Below are 19,491 nucleotides of genomic sequence, written 5' to 3' on the forward strand. Positions count from 1 at the left end.
CCACGAGCCGGAACGGCCGGGCAGGCATGCCGGTGCATATGCCGGCGATACGCGGTGCTGCCTAGGCTTCGGCCATGCGCGTGCTGATCGTGGAGGACGAGCCCTATCTGGCCGAAGCCGTCCGTGACGGTCTCCGGCTGGAGGCGATCGCCGCCGACATCGCCGGCGACGGCGCCACCGCCCTGGAACTGCTCGCCGTCAACTCCTACGACCTCGCGGTCCTCGACCGCGACGTCCCCGGTCCCTCCGGCGACGAGATCGCCCGGCGGATCGTCGCCTCCGGCGCCGGCATCCCGATCCTGATGCTCACCGCCGCCGACCGGATCGAGGACAAGGCCTCCGGGTTCGGGCTCGGCGCCGACGACTACCTCACCAAACCGTTCGAGCTGCGCGAGCTCGTCATGCGGCTGCGGGCGCTGGACCGCAGGCGCGCGCAGGCCCGGCCCCCGGTCCGCGAGATCGCGGGCCTGCGGCTGGACCCCTTCCGGCGGGAGGTCTTCCGCGACGGACGCTACGTCGCGCTCACCCGCAAGCAGTTCGCCGTGCTCGAAGTCCTGGTCGCCGCCGAGGGCGGTGTGGTCAGCGCCGAAGACATCCTGGAGAGGGCCTGGGACGCCAACGCCGACCCCTTCACCAACGCCGTCCGCATCACCGTCTCCGCGTTGCGCAAACGGCTCGGCGAACCATGGCTCATCGCCACGGTGCCCGGTGTCGGCTACCGCATCGACCCCGGCACCGGCCCCGGCCGCTCGGGCGGCGGCGATGGATAGGCGGCCCGGGCTCAGCGCCCGGCTGAAACTCACCCTCAGCTACGCCGGATTCCTCTTCCTCGCCGGCACGCTCCTGCTCGCCGTGGTGTGGGTGTTCCTGCTGCGCTACGTACCCGACGAAGACCCCCGGGCGCTCCGCAAGACGTTCGACGGCGTGATCATCGTGGCGGCCAACCGCTCCGACCTCCTGCGCACCTTCGCCCCCGCCGCGGGCGCCGCGTTGGCCTTCCTCCTGCTGTTCGGCCTGCTGGGAGGCTGGATCCTCGCCGGCCGGATGCTCGCACCGCTCACAAAGATCGCAGACGCCGCGCGGACGGCCGCCAACGGATCGCTGTCCCACCGGATCCGCATGCAAGGCCCGCGAGACGAATTCCGCGAACTCGCCGACGTGTTCGACACCATGCTCGAACAGCTGCAATCCCACGTCACCCAACAGCGACGATTCGCCGCGAACGCCTCCCACGAACTGCGCACCCCACTGGCGATCTCGCGGACACTCCTGGACGTCGCCCGCAACGACCCCACGCGGGACCAGGGTGAACTCATCGAACGCCTGCACACCGTCAACACTCGGGCGATCGACCTCACCGAGGCGCTCCTGCTGCTCAGCCGCGGCGACGGCGGGGGCTTCACCCGCGAGCCCGTCGACCTGTCCCTCATCGCCGAGGAAGCCGCCGAAACGCTGCTTCCCCTCGCCGAACAGCGCCGGACCACGCTCGACGTCACCGGCGAGACGGCTCAGACGACCGGCTCCGCGGCACTCCTGCTGCGGATGGTGACCAACCTCGTCCAGAACGCCATCGTCCACAACCTCCCCTCCGGCGGCACGGTGACGGTCCACACCGAAACGCAGCACGACGCGAGCGTGCTGCGGGTCGAGAACACCGGCCGACGGCTCCCGCCGGAACTGGTACCGACCCTCACCGAGCCCTTCCAACGCGGAACGGAACGCGTGCGCACCGACGGGCATGCCGGCGTCGGCCTCGGGCTGGCCATCGTGCACAGCATTGTCCGAGCACACGACGGAACCCTCGATCTCGTCCCCCGCCCCACGGGTGGCCTCCTCGTCACCATCCGGCTTCCCCGCGCCGTTGCCGGCCCGGCCACCCACATGGGCGGGCCCGCCTAAGCCGTCGCCGTCGCCGGACCATCGCACGTCCGGCTTGCGCCATTTCCTTGATGCTCGGGGAATGCGCATATCGCGGGCGTATCGAAAACCGCATACGCCGCCGCAACAGTCCTCCGTATTCAGTGGAGGCATGGACCACAGCGGTTCGTGCCGAGGACATGGTGCCCGGCTTCGGAACGAAAAGGAGAAGGCCGTGGCCGATGACGGAGAATGGGACCGGCGCTCGCTGATCCGGGGCGCCGCCGTGGTGGCCGGCGCCGCCGCGACCACACCATTGCTGGGCAGGCCCGCCATGGCGCAGGCAGGCGGCGGCGACGCGGAGGCGTTGTTCCGGGCCGGGAAGTTCGAGCAGGCCGGACGCGCCTACGAGGAGATCCTGAAAAGCGACCCCACGAACCTGAACGCGGCTCGGCAGCGCGGCCATGTCTCGCTCCTGAGCAACAAGTTCCCCGAGGCCGAGAAATATCTCAAGATGGCCCTCGAACTGGCGCCCAGCGACAAGGAGACCAACCAACTCCTGGGCGACTGCTACATCCGGCAGGACAAATTCTCCCTTTCCGTCCCGCGCTGGCAAGCGGCCGGTAAGGACGTCTACGCCAAATGGTTCGGGGCGGTCAGCGGCACGCCCTATCAGATCCACGGCGACATCGCGCGGCTGCCGTGGCAGCAGGTGGATCCGTCACCGCTGGTGGAGGTCTCGGTCAACGGCGGACCGCCGAAGCGCTTCATGTTCTACACCGGCGCCCCGTGGCTGGGCATGTCCGCGGAGGTGGCCGAGGAGGCCGGGCTGAGCCCGGTGGCCGAGCAACAGATCGATTACCTGAACGGCACCGCGTGGCAGTACTTCGGGGTGCTGGACTCCGTCGATCTGGGCGGCATCGAACTGCGCAACATCCCCGTGGTGTGGTCGGAGTCGGACCAGCCCGACCCTGGAGGGCCGAGGGACGGCTTGATCGGAACGTGGATCTTCTACCACCTGCTGACCACCTTCGACTACGCGGGCCGGTCGCTGATCCTGCGCCGCCCGACCCCCGAGACGGCCGGCAGGGCACGCGCCGACGCCGCGCGGGCGGGCGCCGAGCCCCTGCCGCTGTGGCTGGCCCATGAGCACGGGCTGCACAGCAGGGGCAGCATCGTCGGCTCCGACCCGGGGGTGGTGGGCCTGTCCATCGGCGGAACCGGCGAGGTCGCCGCCGTGATGTCCGAGGAGACGGCCAAGCAGTGGCGGATCCGCACCGACTACGACCGGGCCCTGGAGACTTTCGCCCACAGCCACCCGACGGTCGCCTACCCCTGCTACCCGAAGGAGATCCGCCTCGGCGACGCCGCCGCCAAGGAGATCTACTGCTTGGCGAACCCGAACCAGCGGCCCAACCGTTCCGGGTTCGACGTGCTGACCACCTTCTTCCACCCCTTCTACAAGCCCTGCAACATCACCCTCGACTTCACCGGCATGAACGTCTACATCGCCCGAGGCAAAGCCGGATGACCGAACCTGACCGCTCCCGCCCGGCTAGCCGACGCGGCGGCTCCGGTCCAGGGCTCTTCTGCGCCTCGGTCGGCTCAGGACGTGCCGGCGGCCACGACGCGTTTCGCCCAGCCGTAGTCGGCCTTGCCGCTGGGCGAGCGCAGCACGCGCTCCACGATCCGGATCGTCGCCGGGACCTTGTACCCGGCGAGCAGCGAACGGCAGTGCAGGCGCAGTTCCTCGGGGTCGAGGTCCGCGTGTCCCGGGCGCGGTTCGACGACGGCGCCGACCCGGTGGCCGAACCGTTCGTCGGGGACGCCCGCGACGAGCGCGTCCATGACGGCGGGGTGCCCCTTGAGCGCCTGCTCGACCTCCTCGGGGAAGACCTTCTCGCCACCGGAGTTGATGCACCCCGAGCCCCGGCCGTGCACCACGATCGTGCCGTCTGCCTCGACCTCGGCCACGTCGCCGAGCACCACCCAGCGCACGCCGTCGATCACGGGGAACGTCGCGCGCGTCCGGTCCGGGTCGTTGAAGTAGGCGAGCGGCACGTGCCCGCTGCGGGCCAGCCGGCCGAGCTGCCCGCCGCCGGGCGCCACGTCCGCCAGATCTTCGTCGACCACACGCACGGACGGGGACGGCTGAAGCCGCATGAGGCCGTCCTCGCCGACGACGATGGTCCCGTCGGCGCCGCTCTCCGAAGCGCCGAAGCTGTTGCGGACCATGATGTTCGGAAGCCGCTCCTGGAGCGCCTCCTGGGTGGACCGCGAGAGGATCGCGCCACCGGAGCCGATGACGAACAGCGAAGCGAGGTCGAACTCGCCGCCGTGCTCGCGCAGCGCCTCCGCCAGCGGGCGGGCCTGCGCGTCGCCGACCAGGCCGACGATCTGGACGCGGTGCCTCTCGATCTCGCGCAGCGCCTCCATCGGGTCGAAGGTGCGCAGGAGCACGATGTGGGCGCCGCCCAAGAGCCCCATGAACAGCGTGTAGCTCGCCGCGCCGTGCATGAGGGGCATCGCGATGAGGTACGTCAGCGGTGTTCCGGCCTGGGCCGCTTGGGTGACCTCGCTGACGGAGGTGTGCGGCTCGCCGTACGGGTTCGCGCCGAGGAGGGCGGCGAAGAAGAAGTCCTCGTGCCGCCACACCACGCCCTTCGGCATCCCGGTGGTGCCACCCGTGTACAGGACGAACCGGTCGTCCTCGGTCAGGTCGGTGCGGGGGCCGCGGTCCCCCGGCCACGCCGCCAGCGCCTTCTCGTACCCTGCGCCGGTCAGCCGTTCGTCCCAGGCCACGGGCTCGGGCTCGTCTCCGACGACGAGGACGTGGCGCAGGTGGGTGGCGCGCCCCGCGAGTGCCGCGACGCGGGGCGCGTGATCCGTCCCGACGACGACGGTGTGCAGCTGGGCGTCCTCGAACAGGTAGAGCAGCTCGTTCTCGACGTAGCGGTAGTTGATGTTGATCGGCACCGCCCGCGCCTTGAAGCAGGCGAGCATCACCTCGACGTACTCGACGCTGTTGAGCAGGTACACGCCCACGTGCCGGCCCGGCTCCACACCGGCCTTCACCAGGTGGGCGGCCAGCCGGTTGGCGCGCCGGTCCAGTTCCGCGTAGGTCCGGGTCACGGCGCCGCAGGTGACCGCGGGCCGGTCCGGAACGACACGGGCAACGGCTTCGTAGAGGGTGGCGAGGTTCAACGTCATGCATTCGCTCCTAGTCGCACGGCACCGGTCGAGGGAAGACCGGCGCCATGGTGTTCACGCTGCTCGGACTCGGAAGGCCGCCCCCTCCGGAGCTCCGGGGAGCCCCGGAGGGGGCCGCGCTTCCGGCCGGGCGTCAGGGGGCCATGTCGCTGTAGTCCCTGAACCCCGTCGGGTCGTGCCGGCCCATGGAGGCGTGCTCGAACATCCCATGGCCGACCTGCCCGTCGCAGGTGGCGCGTGCGACGTGGTCCACGGTGGAGTAGGGCAGGCGGCCGACGATCGTCGGATCGGTCAGGTCGTACTCGGCGGCCGACGTCCAGTCGCGGCCCTTCCACTGCCCGTGCTGCCATTCCGGGTCGCCGCCGTACCCCGCACCGACCGTGAGCGACACGGAGCCCAGCGTCTGGACGTCCACCACCAGTGGCGCGCCGTCAGGCGTGGTCATGTGCAGCCGGGCGGACTCCGGTTCGCGGGTGCCGCTCCGGTAGGCGATCTCGATGCGCGGCCACCCCAGCTGCTCGACGCGGCCGTCGGCGAAGGTGCGGGACGCGTGGTTGAGCGTGCGGTGGCCGTCCGGGCTCTCCTGGACGATGACGATCAGCATGTAGTCGTCGAACCTCAACGGCACGTAGGTCCACCAGTGCCCGCCCATCGGCTCGTCGGCGAGCCGGCCCGCCGGGTCGGCGTCGCCGACCGGGCGGACCCCCCACGAGCGGTCCCGGCTGCCCATCCAGACGCCCGGATCCACGGCGAACTCGCCACCGTCGTAGGCCAGCCTCCCGGACCAGGAGCCGACCTGCGCGAACCGGGTGGCGTCGAGGATCGAGCGCGGCCCGGCATCGAGCACGTGCCGCTCCTCCAGCGCCGCCGGGAACGAGCCGTCCCAGACGAGGTCGAAGGAGAGGCTCTCGTGCTCGCAGACCACCCGCAGCTTCTGCAGGGGCTCGATCACCTCGATCCGGAAGCCGCCGACCTCGGTGCGCAGCTCGCCCGCCTGATGGGCGTCGGAGAAGCGCACCGCCCACTGCCGGTCACCGGAGCGCAGGGTCGCGAACGCGTCGATCACACCGAGATTGGGATAGACGCCGGCCCCCATGACCAGGAACCGCTCGCCGGTGCGGTCGTGGGCGTTGAAGTAGTACCGGTCATAGAAGTTCTTGTCGCTGCCGACGACTCGCGCCATGGAGAGGGGCGCCTGGTGGACCGGCAGTTCGTCGAGCGGCGCGGGCTTCATCGGCGCTCCCCGTCGTGGTGGTAGGTCATGTCTGCTCCTTCGGATTCCCGCAAAGCGGGAGCGGTCGGACAACGGCCTCGGTCCTGGGAGGCCGTTGTCCACGTCAGGGGTCGTCCCGCGTCGTCAGGACCGCCAGTCGTACGCGCCGTCGATGAGTCGCCGCAGCATCTGGTGGTGGAGAACGTACTCGTCCGGGTCCTGCGGGCGTTCCGCCTCGCCGAAGTGCATTCGGCGGCGGTGGATCCGGGCCATCACGGTCCCGTGCCGCAGCGCGGCGTAGGTGAGGTAGAAGTCCAGGTCCCGGACCTGGACGCCGGAGGTCTGCTCGTAGCGGGCCACCACGTCGGCGCGCCGGAACATCTCGGGGAGGCCGGGCATCTGGAACGTCTCGGCCATGTCCTGGAACATGCTGTGGAAGAAGACGAACCAGCCGAGGTCCATCTCGCGCGGGGCCAGCCACGCCGACTCCCAGTCGAGCACGCCGACCGGCCGGGCGCCGTCGTACAGGATGTTGCCGATACGGGCGTCGCCCCAGCACAGCACGTCGGCCGAAGGCTCCGACGGCCAGTGCTCCTCCATCCAGGAGAACGCCTCTTCGAGCACCGGGATGCGCACGCCGTCGTCGCGGAAGCTCCACTCGTAGTAGCGGCGCTCGTTCTCAAAGTGGCCGCGCAGCCCCGCCTCTGCGGCGAGGCCCGGGAACCGGCGGGCCGGATCCGCGATCGCGTGGACTTCGGCCAGCACGTCCACGCTGGCGTCCTGGAGTTCCCGCCGCCGGGCCGGGTCGAGGTCGGCGAGCCAGCCACCGAAGACGTACGGCGGGTTGTCGACCGGCACCGCCCCCGTCAGCCGGTCCATGACCAGGAACGGCCGGCCGAGAACGTCGGGGGACGGCTCGACCCAGCGCACCCGGGGCACGGGCACGTCCGAGTGCTCGCGCACGCCGGCCATCACCTCGTACTGGCGCTGCAGGTCGTAGCCGGGGAACACCGGGACCGCCGACTCCTCCGGAACCAGCCGTGCCACGAGTTCGGCGCCGTGCGACGCGCCGCCGTCGTCCCATGACGCGTCGAACAGGACAGACACGCTCGACATCCCCGAGTGCTCGGGGCGGCGCAGCCCGTCCAGCCGCACGTCGGTGCCGATGCGCTCGGAGACCCAGGCGCCGAGGGTGTCCCGGAGCTCGTCCAGGTCGGTCTCGCTGGTCCTGATCTCTTGCTGCGGGCCGGCGTGGGCTGCGGGGGCGGGGGCGGCCCCGTCCTTCACGCTGAGCACGGTGGTCTGGAGGAACTCCTCCACGCCGGCGAGGCCGCCCTCACGTCCGAAACCGCTGCCCTTGACGCCGCCGAACGGCAGCTCCACCTCCAGCGCGTTGTGCTGGTTGACCCAGACCGAGCCTGCCTCGATGCGCTCGGCGACCTCTGTCGCGCGGGCGGTGTCGCCGCCCCACACCGAAGCTCCGAGGCCGAACTCCTGCCCGTTGACGGTGTCGAGGACCTCCTCCAGGTCGCGGTAGGCCACGACCGGGAACACCGGACCGAACTGCTCCTCGGCGACGATGCCCATCACGTCGGTGCAGTCGCGCAGCAGCGTCGGTTCCAGGAAGTGCCCGGGCAGGTCCGTGCCCCGCCCGCCGCCCTTGACGAGGGTCGCCCCGTCCGCGAGCGCCTTGTTCAACAGGCTGTGCACGACGTCCAACTGCGCCTGGTTGTGCACGGGTCCCATGGTGACGCCGGGCTGCGTCGGGTCGCCCACCCTCATGGCGCCCATGGCGGCGGTGAAGGCCGCACAGAAATCGTCGACCAGACGCTCGGGCACGTAGGCGCGCTTCGGCGCGATGCACATCTGGCCCGCGTTGAAGAAGGCCGAGGCGGCGAGCTTGCCGGCCGCGTTCGCGACGTCGGCGTCATCGAGCAGGATCGCCGGATCGTTGCCCCCCAGCTCCAGGGTGACCGGGGTGACGGACGCGGCGGCCGTCCGCATGATCTCGCGCCCCACCCCGGTGGAGCCGGTGAACGACACCTTGCGCACGAGCCGGTGCTCGACGAGCGCCCGGCCGACGGCGGCGTCACCGTTGACGACGGTGAGGACGCCCTCGGGCAGCACCCGATTCAGCAGCTCCACGAACCGGGTCACCGTCAGCGACACCGACTCGGCCGGCTTCGCGAGGACGGCGTTGCCGGCGGCCAGCGCGGGCGCCGCCTTGGCCGCCAGCAGGAACACCGGGAAGTTCCAGGGGACGATGGCCCCGACGGCGCCGTACGGCCGGCGCACCAGCCGCGCGGACCGTCCCGGCGCGGGCACCGCCTCCTCGTCCTCGGGCCAGTCGACGCGGGCCATGTGCGCGAAGCAGCGCCCGGTGATCCACACTTCGCCGGACGCCTCGGCGAGGCTCTTGCCCTGCTCGCGGACGAGCAGGCCGGCCAGTTCCCCCTGGTGCTCCATGATCGTGAAGGAGCAGGCCGCCAGCAGCCGCCGGCGCTGGTCGCGGTCGGTCCGCCAGGCGCGCGAAGCGAGGTCGGCGGCCCGGACGAGACCGTCCAGCTCATCGAGCCCGGTCGCCGGGGTACGGCCGATCTCCTGGAGGGTGGCCGGGTTGACGGAGATCAGGACGTCGTTCACGAGGCACCTCCGCCCGCGGTCATCGCGGCCATGGCGGGAGCGATGTAGTTCCGGAAGACCATGGCGTTCAGCCCGCCGTCGACGGCCAGGTCGACGCCGTTGACCCAGGTGGCCAGGGGCGAGGCGAGGAAGCAGATGGCGTCGGCGACCTCTTCCGCGGTGGCGTGCCGGCCGGCCCACGCCACGGTGCCGTCGATGTTCTCCGCCCCCATCGTGGTGACGAAGTCACCGAGGAGCGGCGTGCCGACGAAGCCGGGCGAGACGCTGTTGGAGCGCAGGTTGATGTGCTTGCCGTTGACCGCGAGGTCGCCGGCGTTGACGATCGCGATCTCCTTGGACAGGTTGTAGCAGGAGGTGTCCAGGTCGGGATGGTCCTTGACCAGGTCGAGCGCCTCCTCCCAGTTCTCGGTCTCGAGGAACCGCCGGATGAGCCCGTAGTTCTGCGCCCACATGAAACCGGCCATCGAGGCGGTCGTGACCACGACCGGGTCCGGGTTGAACCGCGGCAGCAGCAGCCGGGTGAGGTCGCGCGGGGCCAGGGCGTTGACCCCCAGCACGGTCCGCCACGGCTGCGTGGCCGCGACGCCGGCGTTGTTGACCAGGATGTCGATCGGCTGGTCGATGCGTTCGGCGACGTCCTCGACTCCGGCCCGCGTGCCGAGGTCTCCGACGATGTGGAGGTCGGGCCCGGCGGCCGGGACCCGGTCGACGCCGATGACCTTGGCGCCGCCGGCGCGGAACTTCTCCACCGCCGCGGCGCCGATGCCGGACGCCGCACCCGTGATCACCGCCGTGCGGCCGTGGAACGCCATGCGTTCCTGGAACTGGGGCATGCCTTCTCCTCTAAGCGGAGGTGCGTCCATCGAGGAAAACTTGGACTGCGGTCTAATTTGGACTGGGGTCCAATCTGTACGCCAGGTCACAGTCGCGTCGAAACCGGTGGTCCCACTCACCAGGAGTCCACGTCGAGCGCCGATGGCGAGGTCGGCGGGGGCGAGGACGGCCGGACGCCGTCTTCCCCGGCGGTGGCTGCGGACGCCGTACGTCCAGCCCGTAGTATCGAGCGGGACCCCCGGCAGCGATGATCACCCGGACGTCCCGCTGCACTGGTCCGCGCATCGGGCGGAGATGGACTCAAGTAGTGACCGGACGGCGTGAGCAGAACCGCCGGGAGACCCGCACCAGGGTTCTCGACGCGGCCAAGAGACTCTTCCCCGAGCAGGGGGTCGCGGGCACCACCGCGATCGATCTCGCGTCGGCCGCCCGGATCTCGCGCGCGACGTTCTTCAACTACTTCCACAGCAAGGACGATCTGCTCGTCGCCCTGTGGGAGGAGCAGGTCGGAAACCTCGGCGCCCTGATCACCGAATCCCTCGCACGTCCCGCGCCGTCGGAGGAGCGCATCCTGCTGCTCTTCACCGACCTCGTCCGGGCCGTCAGGGAACGGCCGGGGTATCTCGCGGTGGTGACGTACGAACTGGAGCGGGCCGACAGCCAGGAGACCACGGCCGTCCGCAACGTGCTCTTCCACGAGCAGTTGCGAAGGATCATCGACGCGGGCCTCCGCCAGGGCGACGTGCGGACCGACTTCGACCCGGCGATGCTCACCGAGATGGTCGGCGCCGTGTACCTCTCGGTGCTCCGCAACCTGCGCCTGGAAGAGGACTACGACCTGGCCGCCAACGCGCCCGAGGCAGGGCGTTTCATCGCCGGGAGCGTTTGCCGGCGCTGAGCCCGGAGGCTCACTCGCCCGACGCCGGAAGGGTGACGCGGAAGATCGTGTGGCCGGCGTCGGCGAGTTCGGCGCGCCCCCCGTGCGCGGCGGCCACCGCGTGGACGATCGCGAGGCCGAGGCCCGTGCCGCCGACGGCGCGGGCGCGGCCCGGGTCGACGCGGAAGAACCGCTGGAAGATCTCCTCCCGCTGATCGGGCGGGATACCGGGGCCGTCGTCCTCCACGTCGAGGACCACGGTGCCGTCGCGCACCCGGAGCCGGACGGTGACGTGCGTGCCGGGCGGCGTGTGGGTGCGGGCGTTGGCGAGCAGATTGGCGATCAGCTGGTGGAGGCGCCGGGCGTCGCCGGTGACGGTCACGGGCTCCTCGGGCAGCACCATCTCCCAGCGGTGGTCCGGCCCGGCGGCGTGGGCGTCGCTCGTGGCGTCCAGGACGAGCCGGGTCAGGTCGACCGGACGCGCCTCCAGGGGGCGGCCGGCGTCCAGTCGCGCGAGGAGCAGCAGGTCGTCGACCAGCTCGGACATGCGCACCGACTCGGCCTCGATGCGCCCGAGCGCGTGCCGCACCTCCGGCGGGACGGGCTCGGACGTGCGCAGCGCGAGTTCGGCGTGCCCGCGGATCGCCGCGACGGGCGTCCGCAGCTCGTGGCTGGCGTCGGCGGCGAACCGGCGCAGCCGTTCCTCGCTCGCGTGCCGGCGGGCGAGCGACTTCTCGACATGGCCGAGCATCCGGTTCAGCGCCGCGCCGACCTGGCCGACCTCCGTGCCCGGGTCGGTGTCGGGGACGCGCTCGGGCACCGCCACCTCGCCGCTCGCCAGCGGCAGCTCGGCCACCCGGGACGCGGTGGCCGCGACCCGGCGCAGCGGCCGCAGCGCCAGCCGCACCCAGGCCGCCGCCGCGATCCCGGCGACGGCGAGCACGGCCGCGAAGACGACCGCCTCCACCAGGACCAGCCGGCGCACGGTCTCCTCGACCGGATGCAGCGGCAACCCGGTGATCAGCACGTCGTTCTCGTCACCGCGCACCGCCGCGACCCGGTACTCCTCCAGCGCCGACAGCGACATCGACCGCCCCCGGCCGTCGACCGGGACGGCGGCGAGAGTGCGCCGGTCGGCGGCGGTCAGCGGCACGGGCGCGACGCCGCCCGCGCGGACGACCACCGCCTGCGCCGAGCCGCCGAGCAGCCGGGCGCCGAACGTCCCCGCCGCCTGCCCGCGCGAGTCCGGGAGGTTGTCGGCGTCACTGTGCCGCTCGTGCTCCAGGCTCGACGGGAACCTCCCGTTGGACGCGGCCAGCTGCTCGTCCAGCCGGCCGACGAGGAACCGGCCGAGCGCCGCGGACGTGGCCAGGCCGACCACGAGGCAGCTCAGCGCGAGCAGCACGACAAGCCCGGCGGTCAGCCTCGCCCGCAGCGTGCGGAACGCCGCCGGGATCCTCACGGGGCCTCCGGCTTCAGCACGTACCCGACGCCGCGGACGGTGTGGATCATCGGCGTCCGGCCCGCGTCGATCTTCTTGCGCAGGTAGCTGATGTAGAGCTCGACGACGTGGGCCTGGCCGCCGAAGTCGTAGTCCCAGACCCGGTCGAGGATCTGCGCCTTGCTGAGCACCCGGCGCGGGTTGCGCATCAGGAACCGCAGCAACTCGAACTCGGTGGGGGTCAGCTCGACGATCTGCCCGTCGCGGGCCACCTCGCGGGCGTCCTCGTCCATGGACAGCCCGCCGACGGTGAGCAGCCGCGCGGCCTCCGCCTGCCGGGTCAGGCCCGCCCTGCGCAGCAGCCCGCGCAGCCGTGCCAGCACCTCCTCCAGGCTGAACGGCTTGGTCACGTAGTCGTCGCCGCCCGCGGTGATCCCGGCGATGCGGTCCTCGACGGCGTCGCGCGCGGTCAGGAACAGCACGCAGACGTCCGGGGCCTCGGCGCGGAGCCGGTGCAGCACCCGCAGGCCGTCGATGTCGGGGAGCATCACGTCCAGCACGACCGCGTCGGGCTGGAAGTCGCCGGCCGCGGCGAGCGCCCCGGCGCCGTCGCCCGCGGTGCGGACCGCCCAGCCCTCGGACGCCAGCACGCGCGACAGCACCTCCGCCAGGTCCGGCTCGTCGTCGACGACCAGTACCCGGACGGGCGTGCCGTCGGCCCGCAGCAGCCTCGCGGACCCGGAATCGTCACTCGTCATGGTGCGGCCAGCATCTCTCTCCGACCTCTGAGTTTCCTCTGAGATGTCGCTGAAAAGGGGGTCTTTCCCGTGGAGTCATAGGGAACACAGAAAATGCGTTGGCAGGGTGACCGGCATGACCACGACCAGACACGACATCCCGCGTACAACCGCCCGGACCCCGCGTCCGGCGTGGCGCGTCCCGTCCTCGTGGCCACAGGTACTGATCTACGCCGGGGCGGTGCTCGTCCTGGCTCTGTGGTGGCGGAGCACCGGTTCGATCACCGGGCTGGACGGCTGGCTGACCGAGGCCGGACGCGTCACCGGGCTCCTCGCGGGCTACGGATGCGCCGTCCTGCTCGCCCTGATGGCACGCGTCCCGGCACTGGAACGGGGCGTCGGCACCGACCGGCTCGCCCGCTGGCACGCGATGGGCGGGCGGTACATCATCGCCCTCACGGCCGCGCACGTGCTGCTGATCATCTGGGGGTACGCGGTGACGTCCGGCACGGACGTCGTCCACCAGACGGCCACCATCGTCCTGGACTACCCCGAGATGATCAAGGGGACGGCCGGGTTCGCCCTGCTGGTGGGCGTCGCGATCACTTCGGCGCGGGCGGCGCGGCGGAGGCTGCGGTACGAGATATGGCACTACCTGCACTTCGCGACCTACCTGGCGATCTTCCTGGCGTTCTGGCACCAGCTCGCCAACGGCGCCCAGTTCGTCGAGAACGCCTGGGCACGAGCCGCCTGGTACACCCTCTACATCGGGGTCACCCTCACACTCGTCTGGTTCCGGTTCCTGATGCCGGTCATCGGCGGGATCCGGCACGGGCTGCGGGTCACCGCCGTCCACACCGAGGCGCCCGGAGTCTTCTCCGTCTACATGACCGGGCGGGACCTCGGCAGGCTCGGCGCCGAGCCGGGGCAGTTCTTCCGCTGGCGGTTCCTCGCGCCCGGCCTGTGGTGGGCGGCGAACCCGTACTCGCTGTCCGAACCGCCGCGCGGTGACCGGCTCCGGATCACCGTCAAGGAGGCCGGGGACCACAGCCGCGCCCTGGCCCGGCTCCGGCCCGGGACACGGGTGTGGGCGGAAGGCCCCTACGGCGGCTTCACCGGGGCGCGGCCCCACCACGACCGGGCGCTGCTGCTCGCCGGCGGCGTCGGCGTCACCCCGCTGCGGACGCTGTTCGAGACGCTCCCCGGCGACGTCACCCTCGTCTACCTCGCCCGCCGACCCGAGGACCTGGCCCTGCGCGGCGAGCTGGACGCCGTCGCCGCCGCCCGCGGCGCCCGCGTCCACTACTTCGTGGACGAGCCGTCCCAGCACTCGCTGCCGCTGACCGCGCGGGCGCTACGGTCCATCGTCCCCGACGTACGGCACCGGGACGTCTACCTGTGCGGGCCGTCCGGCATGACCGCCGCCGCGCTGCGCGCCCTCCGGCAGGCGGGCGTGAAGCGCCGCCACATCCGCACCGAGTCGTTCGAGTTCTGAGAGGCACCGATGCGCCGAACCTTGATCACCACGGGTACGACGGTCGCCGGCGTCGTCCTGCTGCTGTCGATGAAACCGCACCACCAGGCGAGTTCCGCGACGCCACCGCCCGCCCCCGGGCCGTCCGCTTCCGGGACGTCCGGCCCCGAGACGTCCGGCCAGGGCGGGGACGGGACGGCACCCGCCGCGAACGGAACCTTCAAGGGGCAGAGCGTCGACACCGAGTACGGGCCGGTCCAGGTCGAGATCACGATGTCGAACGGCCGGCTCACCGCCGTCCGGGTGCTGAGCGCCCCTTCGGAGGACGGCCGCGACCGGGAGATCAGCGCCTTCTCGCTCCCCAAGCTCACCAAGCAGGCCATCGCGGCGGGCAGCGCCAACATCGACACCGTCTCCGGAGCGACCTACACGAGCGAGGGGTACATCACGTCCCTGCAGAGCGCACTGGACAGCGCGCGTGCCTGAGACGATCCGCCATGTCGAGCACGTGATGGGGACCGTGTTCACCTTCGACGTCCGCGCGGCCCCCTCCCCCACGATCACCGATGCGCTCGCGGAAGCCGTCGCCTGGCTGCACCACGTCGACCGCGTGTTCTCCCCGTACCGACCCGACAGCGAGATCACGCGTCTCGCCGAGGGGGACGTCTCGGCCGGCCAAGGCGACCCCGACGTCGCCTGGGTCCTGCGCCGGTGCCGGGAGATGGAGCGCGACACCGGAAGGGCGTTCACCTGCGAACCGTCCGGCCGGCTCGACCCGAGCGGCCTGGTCAAGGGATGGGCGGTCGAGCGGGCGTCCACGATCCTGCACGAGGCCGGCGCCCGCGACCACTCCGTGAACGGCGGCGGCGACATCCAGCTGCGCGGGGAGGCCCGCCCCGGACGGCCCTGGCGGATCGGGCTCACCGACCCGCACCACCGCGACCGGCTCATCGCCGCCGTCACCGGCCGCGACCTCGCCGTCGCCACCTCGGGCACCGCCGAACGCGGGGCGCACATCATCGACCCGCGCACCGGACGTCCCGCGACCGGCCTGGCGTCGATCACGCTGGTCGGACGGCATCTGACCGACGTGGACGCGCTCTCCACCGCCGCCTTCGTCCTCGGCGGCGCCGCGCGCGCCTGGGCGGACGCGCAGCCCGGGATCGAGGCGCTGGCCGTGACCTGCGACGGCTCCGTCTGGTGGACGCCGGGCTTCGAGGACGTCGCCGTGTTCCTCCCGCGCGAGGGCATGGGCCTCTAGGCGCGCAAGGTCGCCGCGTGATCGGGGACGTAGGTCTGCACGTCTCGCGGGGGCCGCTCGTAGCCCTTCGGAGGAGGGCGGCGCGGCAGCCGGAGCTCCGGGCGCTCCACCTCGCGGTACGGAATGGTCGACAGCAGGTGGGAGATCATGTTGATGCGGGCACGGCGCTTGTCGTCGCTGTCGACCACGTACCAGGGCGCCTCGGGGATGTCGGTATGGACGAACATCTCGTCCTTGGCGCGCGAGTACTCCTCCCACCGGGAGATCGACTCCAGGTCCATCGGCGACAGTTTCCACCTCCGCATCGGGTCGTCGAGCCGGCTGCAAAAGCGGCGTTCCTGCTCGGCGTCGCTGACCGAGAACCAGTACTTGCGCAACAGGATGCCGTCCTCGACGAGCATCCGCTCGAATATCGGGCACTGGTGCAGGAAGCGCCTGTACTCCTGGCCGGTGCAGAACCCCATGACCCGCTCGACTCCCGCGCGGTTGTACCAGGACCGGTCGAACAGGACGATCTCACCGGCGGCGGGGAGATGTTCGACGTACCGCTGGAAGTACCACTGTGTCCGCTCGCGGTCGGTCGGCGTCGGCAGCGCCACGATGCGCGCGACGCGGGGGTTGAGGTACTCCGTGACGCGCTTGATGGTGCTGCCCTTGCCGGCGGCGTCCCGTCCTTCGAACACCACGGCGATGCGCGCGCCCTCGGCGCGCACCCACTCCTGCATCACCATCAACTGCGCTTGCAGCCGGCGCAGTTCTCGCTCGTAGATCTGCCGGGGCAGACGCCGGGAAGTGCCCATACCGCCTCCAAAGATCGAATACTCGTCAGCTTCAGTCTGACCGATGCGCCGCCGCGCACACCGGCTGTGCCGGCGGCCGGGGTCAGCCGGTCGGGTTCGTCGCCACGGTTGAGTCGCGAGGCATTTCGTGCGCTCTGGAGAGCGGAAACTCCACGGCAATACGATTGCGCACCATGCGAAAGCGACTGATCGCCATGGCGACGATCTCGTGGCTGACGGCGGGATGCGGTGCGGTGAACTCGGCGATGCACGGAAACCACCGGTACAGCGATCCCGGCATGGCGATGGAGCCGACCATCCATGCAGGTCAGACATTCGACGCGCGTCCGGTCGACCAGGGCGAGTACGAGCCGAAGCGCGGCGACGTCGTCGTCTTCCGAATGCCCGCATGGATCAATGGGCGCGACACGCCGCAGGTCAAGCGAGTGGTGGCGATCCCGGGCGACCGGATCGGCTGCTGCTCGCCCGATGGCCGGGTCACGCTCAACGGGGCCGTGCTGCCCGAGCGGTACCTCGCACCGGGCGCCCGCGGAATGCCCTTCGGGCCGGTCGTCGTGCCCCCGGGACGGCTCTGGCTCATGGGAGACAACCGGAATGCTTCGGCGGACTCCCGCTACCACGTCAACGACGATGGGCACGGCACCGTGCCGGTATCGGCCGTCATCGGCGTGGCTGTTCTCGATGGCCGGTGAGCGCGCATGTCGCGGCGAAGCCCACCGGAGACTCGCCGAGCACCTGGGCGTCGAACTTCCCGAGGGCCGAGAGGTCCGCTGATCGGGTTCCCCCGGGTGGCGGCCGCGGTCCAGGCCGTCACTGCCCGCTTCCCTGCGGATGCAACGACGGAGTGGACCGCGGTCCGTAACGCCGTTGGGTCTACATGCCCTCGCCGCTCCAGCGGCCGATGGAGCGGCTGCGCACCGGGAGGGTGGACGGGATCGGGACGGGGATGGGCTGCCCTTCCTTCCAGGGCCGGCCCTTGCCCACGTTGTGGCGGTGCTCGTCGGTCCGTTCGGTGGGGTGTTCCAAGGCGCGCGGGTCGGCGCCCCAGTCCGCCGTCACCGGCTCGTGGTCGTGATCATGGTCGTGGTCGTGGTCGTGCTCGGACGAGCCGCCCGGGCCGTGGCCGCTCTGGAGGTTGGTGATGTCGAGGGCCTTGGCGAGGGCGATGAGGCTCTTGTCCACTCCCGTCCCGTGCGGGACGAGGTCGATGTCGGGCCCTCCCTGCCTGCGCTGGAAGTCGACGGACGCCTGGAAGTCCGCACGGTCGCGATCGCTGCGCAGCGGGGCGTCGCGTCCGATGTCGTGGCTGGACATCGACCAGCGCATCGGCCCGCCGCCCGGGCCGTAGTTGACCGCCTCGCCTCCCCACCGGATCCACTCGTTCTGCGTGTACCAGTTGATCAGCTCGCCGTCCGAGCGCAGCAGCCAGGTGGTTCCGCCTTCGGGCGTGGTGAAGTGCCCGTGCTTGATCCGCGCGGGCCGGAAGAAGTAGGAGCCCACGCCCATGCGTCCGAAGTTGCCGTCCATGTGCCCCTGGAGGGTGTACGCCTCCTCGTAGCACGGGTGGTGGGCCAGCCGGTGCTCGGTCCAGCCCTCCTGGGAGTGCACGAGCCGCGTGTAGAAGCCGGTGAGCGGGTCGATGTGCAGGTACTTGATGAACAGCCCCGGCATCGGACCGTCCACGGGAACCGCGTCCCACTTCATCGCCTCGGTGTCGATGACGATGACCTCTTCTCGCGCGTCGGGCCAGGCCGGCGCGCGGACGCTGTCGACCGGGTCGAAACCGGCGTCCCCGTATTCGCGGTAATGCAGGATGCGGGTTCCCGCGCTGAAGGTGATCGCGTCCGCCGGAACGCCACGGGGGGCGTACACGTATCCGCCCTTGCCGATTCTGCGGCCGCCGTAGGTCATCGACCCTTCGATGACGTGGTACTCGGTGTTCGCGTGGTGGATGCCGGGTCCGCGGCCCCAGTCCGTGTGGAAGTCGATGCGAAGGGAGGACGAGCCGTCCTCCTCGTCCACCGACAGCCGCCGTTCACTGGCCCGGCCTTCGCCGCCGGTCAGTTCGGCGGCGTGCCAGACGTAGTCCTGTTCCTGGATCAGCTCGACATGGGATCGCACAGCGAATCCTCCTGTTCCACATTCTGGAACACTGTTCCATAGCAATTCCCTAGTATCTCTCCGCGACCCCCTACCGTCAATAGATCGCGCTTTCGGGCCCCTGACCTGCCCGATCAGCGGCTGATGCCGAGCGGCACCCGGCTTCACGTGGGAAATCGAGACTCGGACCACAGAGCAAACCTTCGACCTGGGCGTTGACGTCGCCGAGATATCCGGGAGATCCTTTAGCGGAGTCCGGAAGTCTGTTCCGAATATAGGAACATTTGAGAGGGCTAGAGGTTGACAGAGACGAGCATCGTCCGGCCGAGGGAGAATTCCGGGAACGGCGGCCGCACGCGAATCGTTCTGGTGGACGATCGCGCGTTGATCCGATCCGGTCTGCGGGCCCTCCTGCAGGAACATCCCGACATCCATGTGATCGGCGAAGCCGCCACCACCGAAGACGCCCTGCGGCTCGCTCTGGCTTCGGCCCCCGACATCGTCGTCGTCGACGCCTCGGCCCACACCATCGACGCGGTCGAGACGACGCGCCTGCTGGTGACCCGGTGCGCCGCACCGCGACCGCGGGTGCTGATCGTGATCAACGCTTTAGGGGACGACAGCGGCCATGAGGCGATCAGGGCGGGCGCCTCGGGCCTCCTGCTCAATCACGCCGACCCGCGCGAACTGGTCGCCGCGCTGCGCATGGTGGCCGCGGGCTACCTCCTGCTGGTGGCGTCCGACCCGGGTCCGAAGAAGGCCGCCGGGCTCCCGGAGCCGCCAGAGGTGAAGTACGTGGCCGCCGAGCTGGAATCGCTCACCCAGCGTGAACTCGATGTGCTCGCGCTGGCCGCACGCGGCCACACGAACGCGGAGATATCCGCCGCGCTCTGCCTCAGCGAGAGCACGGTGAAATCGCATATCCAGCACATGCTGGAGAAGCTCCGGCTGCGCAACCGCGTCCACGCCGTCATCTACGCCTACGAGGCCGGCCTGGTCAAGATCGGGACGGCGTCACTCGACCATCTTCAGCGCGCGTACTGA

At 70.9% G+C, this 19,491-nt stretch carries 18 protein-coding genes; 9 read left to right on the forward strand and 9 right to left on the reverse strand.

What is annotated here, in order from left to right; all coding sequences use genetic code 11:
* Positions 1–74 precede the first annotated feature (74 nt).
* The 3 genes from SM418_RS28680 to SM418_RS28690 all read left to right on the forward strand — a co-directional run bounded on the left by SM418_RS28680 (position 75) and on the right by SM418_RS28690 (position 3,388).
* Complete coding sequence (locus SM418_RS28680; protein WP_371944201.1) at positions 75–770, forward strand: response regulator transcription factor; 696 nt, start codon at positions 75–77, stop codon at positions 768–770.
* A complete protein-coding gene (locus SM418_RS28685) occupies positions 763–1,899 on the forward strand; it encodes a sensor histidine kinase (RefSeq protein ID WP_371944200.1) in 1,137 nt (378 codons plus the stop codon). Before SM418_RS28680 ends, SM418_RS28685 begins: the two co-directional genes overlap by 8 nt.
* Positions 1,900–2,092: 193 nt before the next feature.
* Entirely contained in the window at positions 2,093–3,388 is a 1,296-nt protein-coding gene (locus tag SM418_RS28690) for an aspartyl protease family protein (protein WP_371944199.1), read from the forward strand.
* Between the two features lie 74 nt (positions 3,389–3,462).
* On the opposite strand, the gene SM418_RS28695 is transcribed toward SM418_RS28690, so the two are convergent.
* From SM418_RS28695 to SM418_RS28710, 4 genes are all read right to left on the reverse strand, one after another.
* Complete coding sequence (locus SM418_RS28695) at positions 3,463–5,067, reverse strand: acyl-CoA synthetase (protein WP_371944198.1); 1,605 nt, start codon at positions 5,065–5,067, stop codon at positions 3,463–3,465.
* 133 nt (positions 5,068–5,200) lie between these two features.
* On the reverse strand, positions 5,201–6,301 hold the full coding sequence (locus SM418_RS28700; RefSeq protein ID WP_371944197.1) for an Rv3169 family protein: 1,101 nt from the start codon (positions 6,299–6,301) through the stop codon (positions 5,201–5,203).
* Positions 6,302–6,424: 123 nt separating this feature from the next.
* Positions 6,425–8,923, reverse strand: coding sequence for an aldehyde dehydrogenase family protein (locus SM418_RS28705; protein WP_371944196.1), 2,499 nt, complete (start codon positions 8,921–8,923; stop codon positions 6,425–6,427).
* The gene (locus tag SM418_RS28710) at positions 8,920–9,756 is read right to left on the reverse strand and encodes an SDR family oxidoreductase (RefSeq protein WP_371944195.1); all 837 of its coding nucleotides are present in this window, start codon (positions 9,754–9,756) and stop codon (positions 8,920–8,922) included. Before SM418_RS28710 ends, SM418_RS28705 begins: the two co-directional genes overlap by 4 nt.
* A 308-nt stretch (positions 9,757–10,064) precedes the next feature.
* Between SM418_RS28710 and SM418_RS28715 the strand changes: the two genes are divergently transcribed.
* The gene (locus SM418_RS28715; RefSeq protein ID WP_371944194.1) at positions 10,065–10,655 is read left to right on the forward strand and encodes a TetR/AcrR family transcriptional regulator; all 591 of its coding nucleotides are present in this window, start codon (positions 10,065–10,067) and stop codon (positions 10,653–10,655) included.
* A 10-nt stretch (positions 10,656–10,665) separates the two neighbouring features.
* Here the strand turns inward: SM418_RS28715 and SM418_RS28720 are convergent, their stop codons facing one another.
* Both SM418_RS28720 and SM418_RS28725 read right to left on the reverse strand, forming a co-directional pair.
* Positions 10,666–12,096, reverse strand: coding sequence for a sensor histidine kinase (locus SM418_RS28720; RefSeq protein WP_371944193.1), 1,431 nt, complete (start codon positions 12,094–12,096; stop codon positions 10,666–10,668).
* Positions 12,093–12,833 carry a response regulator transcription factor gene (locus SM418_RS28725; protein ID WP_371944192.1) on the reverse strand — a complete coding sequence of 247 codons (741 nt, stop codon included), beginning with the start codon at positions 12,831–12,833 and terminating at the stop codon, positions 12,093–12,095. The genes SM418_RS28720 and SM418_RS28725 overlap by 4 nt, the downstream gene beginning before the upstream one ends.
* A 115-nt stretch (positions 12,834–12,948) precedes the next feature.
* Here SM418_RS28725 and SM418_RS28730 point away from each other — a divergent pair, with 115 nt between their 5' ends.
* The 3 genes from SM418_RS28730 to SM418_RS28740 are packed head-to-tail and all read left to right on the forward strand — an operon-like array spanning position 12,949 to position 15,547.
* Positions 12,949–14,307, forward strand: a complete 1,359-nt coding sequence (locus tag SM418_RS28730; RefSeq protein WP_371944191.1) for a ferredoxin reductase family protein — start codon at positions 12,949–12,951, stop codon at positions 14,305–14,307.
* Between the two features lie 9 nt (positions 14,308–14,316).
* Positions 14,317–14,772 (forward strand): FMN-binding protein, encoded by a 456-nt coding sequence (locus tag SM418_RS28735; RefSeq protein ID WP_371944190.1) that lies wholly within the window; start codon positions 14,317–14,319, stop codon positions 14,770–14,772.
* Positions 14,765–15,547, forward strand: coding sequence for an FAD:protein FMN transferase (locus tag SM418_RS28740; RefSeq protein ID WP_371944189.1), 783 nt, complete (start codon positions 14,765–14,767; stop codon positions 15,545–15,547). The genes SM418_RS28735 and SM418_RS28740 overlap by 8 nt, the downstream gene beginning before the upstream one ends.
* Here the strand turns inward: SM418_RS28740 and ppk2 are convergent.
* Both ppk2 and SM418_RS28750 read right to left on the reverse strand, forming a co-directional pair.
* Positions 15,544–16,347, reverse strand: a complete 804-nt coding sequence (gene ppk2, locus SM418_RS28745; RefSeq protein WP_371944188.1) for a polyphosphate kinase 2 — start codon at positions 16,345–16,347, stop codon at positions 15,544–15,546. The genes SM418_RS28740 and ppk2 overlap by 4 nt on opposite strands.
* Positions 16,348–16,429: 82 nt before the next feature.
* Entirely contained in the window at positions 16,430–16,645 is a 216-nt protein-coding gene (locus SM418_RS28750) for a hypothetical protein (protein ID WP_371966125.1), read from the reverse strand.
* Between SM418_RS28750 and lepB the strand changes: the two genes are divergently transcribed.
* Positions 16,626–17,039: a signal peptidase I gene (gene lepB / locus SM418_RS28755; protein WP_371966126.1), complete on the forward strand. Its 414-nt coding sequence runs from the start codon at positions 16,626–16,628 to the stop codon at positions 17,037–17,039. The two genes, SM418_RS28750 and lepB, sit on opposite strands and share 20 nt — an antisense overlap.
* A gap of 181 nt (positions 17,040–17,220) precedes the next feature.
* Here the strand turns inward: lepB and SM418_RS28760 are convergent, their stop codons facing one another.
* Positions 17,221–18,468, reverse strand: coding sequence for a DUF4437 domain-containing protein (locus SM418_RS28760; RefSeq protein ID WP_371944186.1), 1,248 nt, complete (start codon positions 18,466–18,468; stop codon positions 17,221–17,223).
* Positions 18,469–18,816: 348 nt separating this feature from the next.
* Between SM418_RS28760 and SM418_RS28765 the strand changes: the two genes are divergently transcribed.
* Positions 18,817–19,491 carry a LuxR C-terminal-related transcriptional regulator gene (locus SM418_RS28765; protein WP_371944185.1) on the forward strand — a complete coding sequence of 225 codons (675 nt, stop codon included), beginning with the start codon at positions 18,817–18,819 and terminating at the stop codon, positions 19,489–19,491.

The organism is Actinomadura chokoriensis, from assembly GCF_041463665.1.
GTDB classification, from domain to species: Bacteria; Actinomycetota; Actinomycetes; order Streptosporangiales; family Streptosporangiaceae; genus Spirillospora; species Spirillospora chokoriensis_A.

Coding starts and splice junctions, on each gene's coding strand:
- SM418_RS28725 (WP_371944192.1), bottom strand. CDS start 12,833: ATGACGAGTGACGATTCCGGGTCCGCGAGGCTGCTGCGGGCCGACGGC.
- lepB (WP_371966126.1), top strand. CDS start 16,626: ATGGCGATGGAGCCGACCATCCATGCAGGTCAGACATTCGACGCGCGT.
- SM418_RS28735 (WP_371944190.1), top strand. CDS start 14,317: ATGCGCCGAACCTTGATCACCACGGGTACGACGGTCGCCGGCGTCGTC.
- SM418_RS28710 (WP_371944195.1), bottom strand. CDS start 9,756: ATGCCCCAGTTCCAGGAACGCATGGCGTTCCACGGCCGCACGGCGGTG.
- SM418_RS28730 (WP_371944191.1), top strand. CDS start 12,949: ATGACCACGACCAGACACGACATCCCGCGTACAACCGCCCGGACCCCG.
- SM418_RS28685 (WP_371944200.1), top strand. CDS start 763: ATGGATAGGCGGCCCGGGCTCAGCGCCCGGCTGAAACTCACCCTCAGC.
- SM418_RS28680 (WP_371944201.1), top strand. CDS start 75: ATGCGCGTGCTGATCGTGGAGGACGAGCCCTATCTGGCCGAAGCCGTC.
- SM418_RS28700 (WP_371944197.1), bottom strand. CDS start 6,301: ATGAAGCCCGCGCCGCTCGACGAACTGCCGGTCCACCAGGCGCCCCTC.
- SM418_RS28750 (WP_371966125.1), bottom strand. CDS start 16,645: ATGGTCGGCTCCATCGCCATGCCGGGATCGCTGTACCGGTGGTTTCCG.
- SM418_RS28695 (WP_371944198.1), bottom strand. CDS start 5,067: ATGACGTTGAACCTCGCCACCCTCTACGAAGCCGTTGCCCGTGTCGTT.
- ppk2 (WP_371944188.1), bottom strand. CDS start 16,347: ATGGGCACTTCCCGGCGTCTGCCCCGGCAGATCTACGAGCGAGAACTG.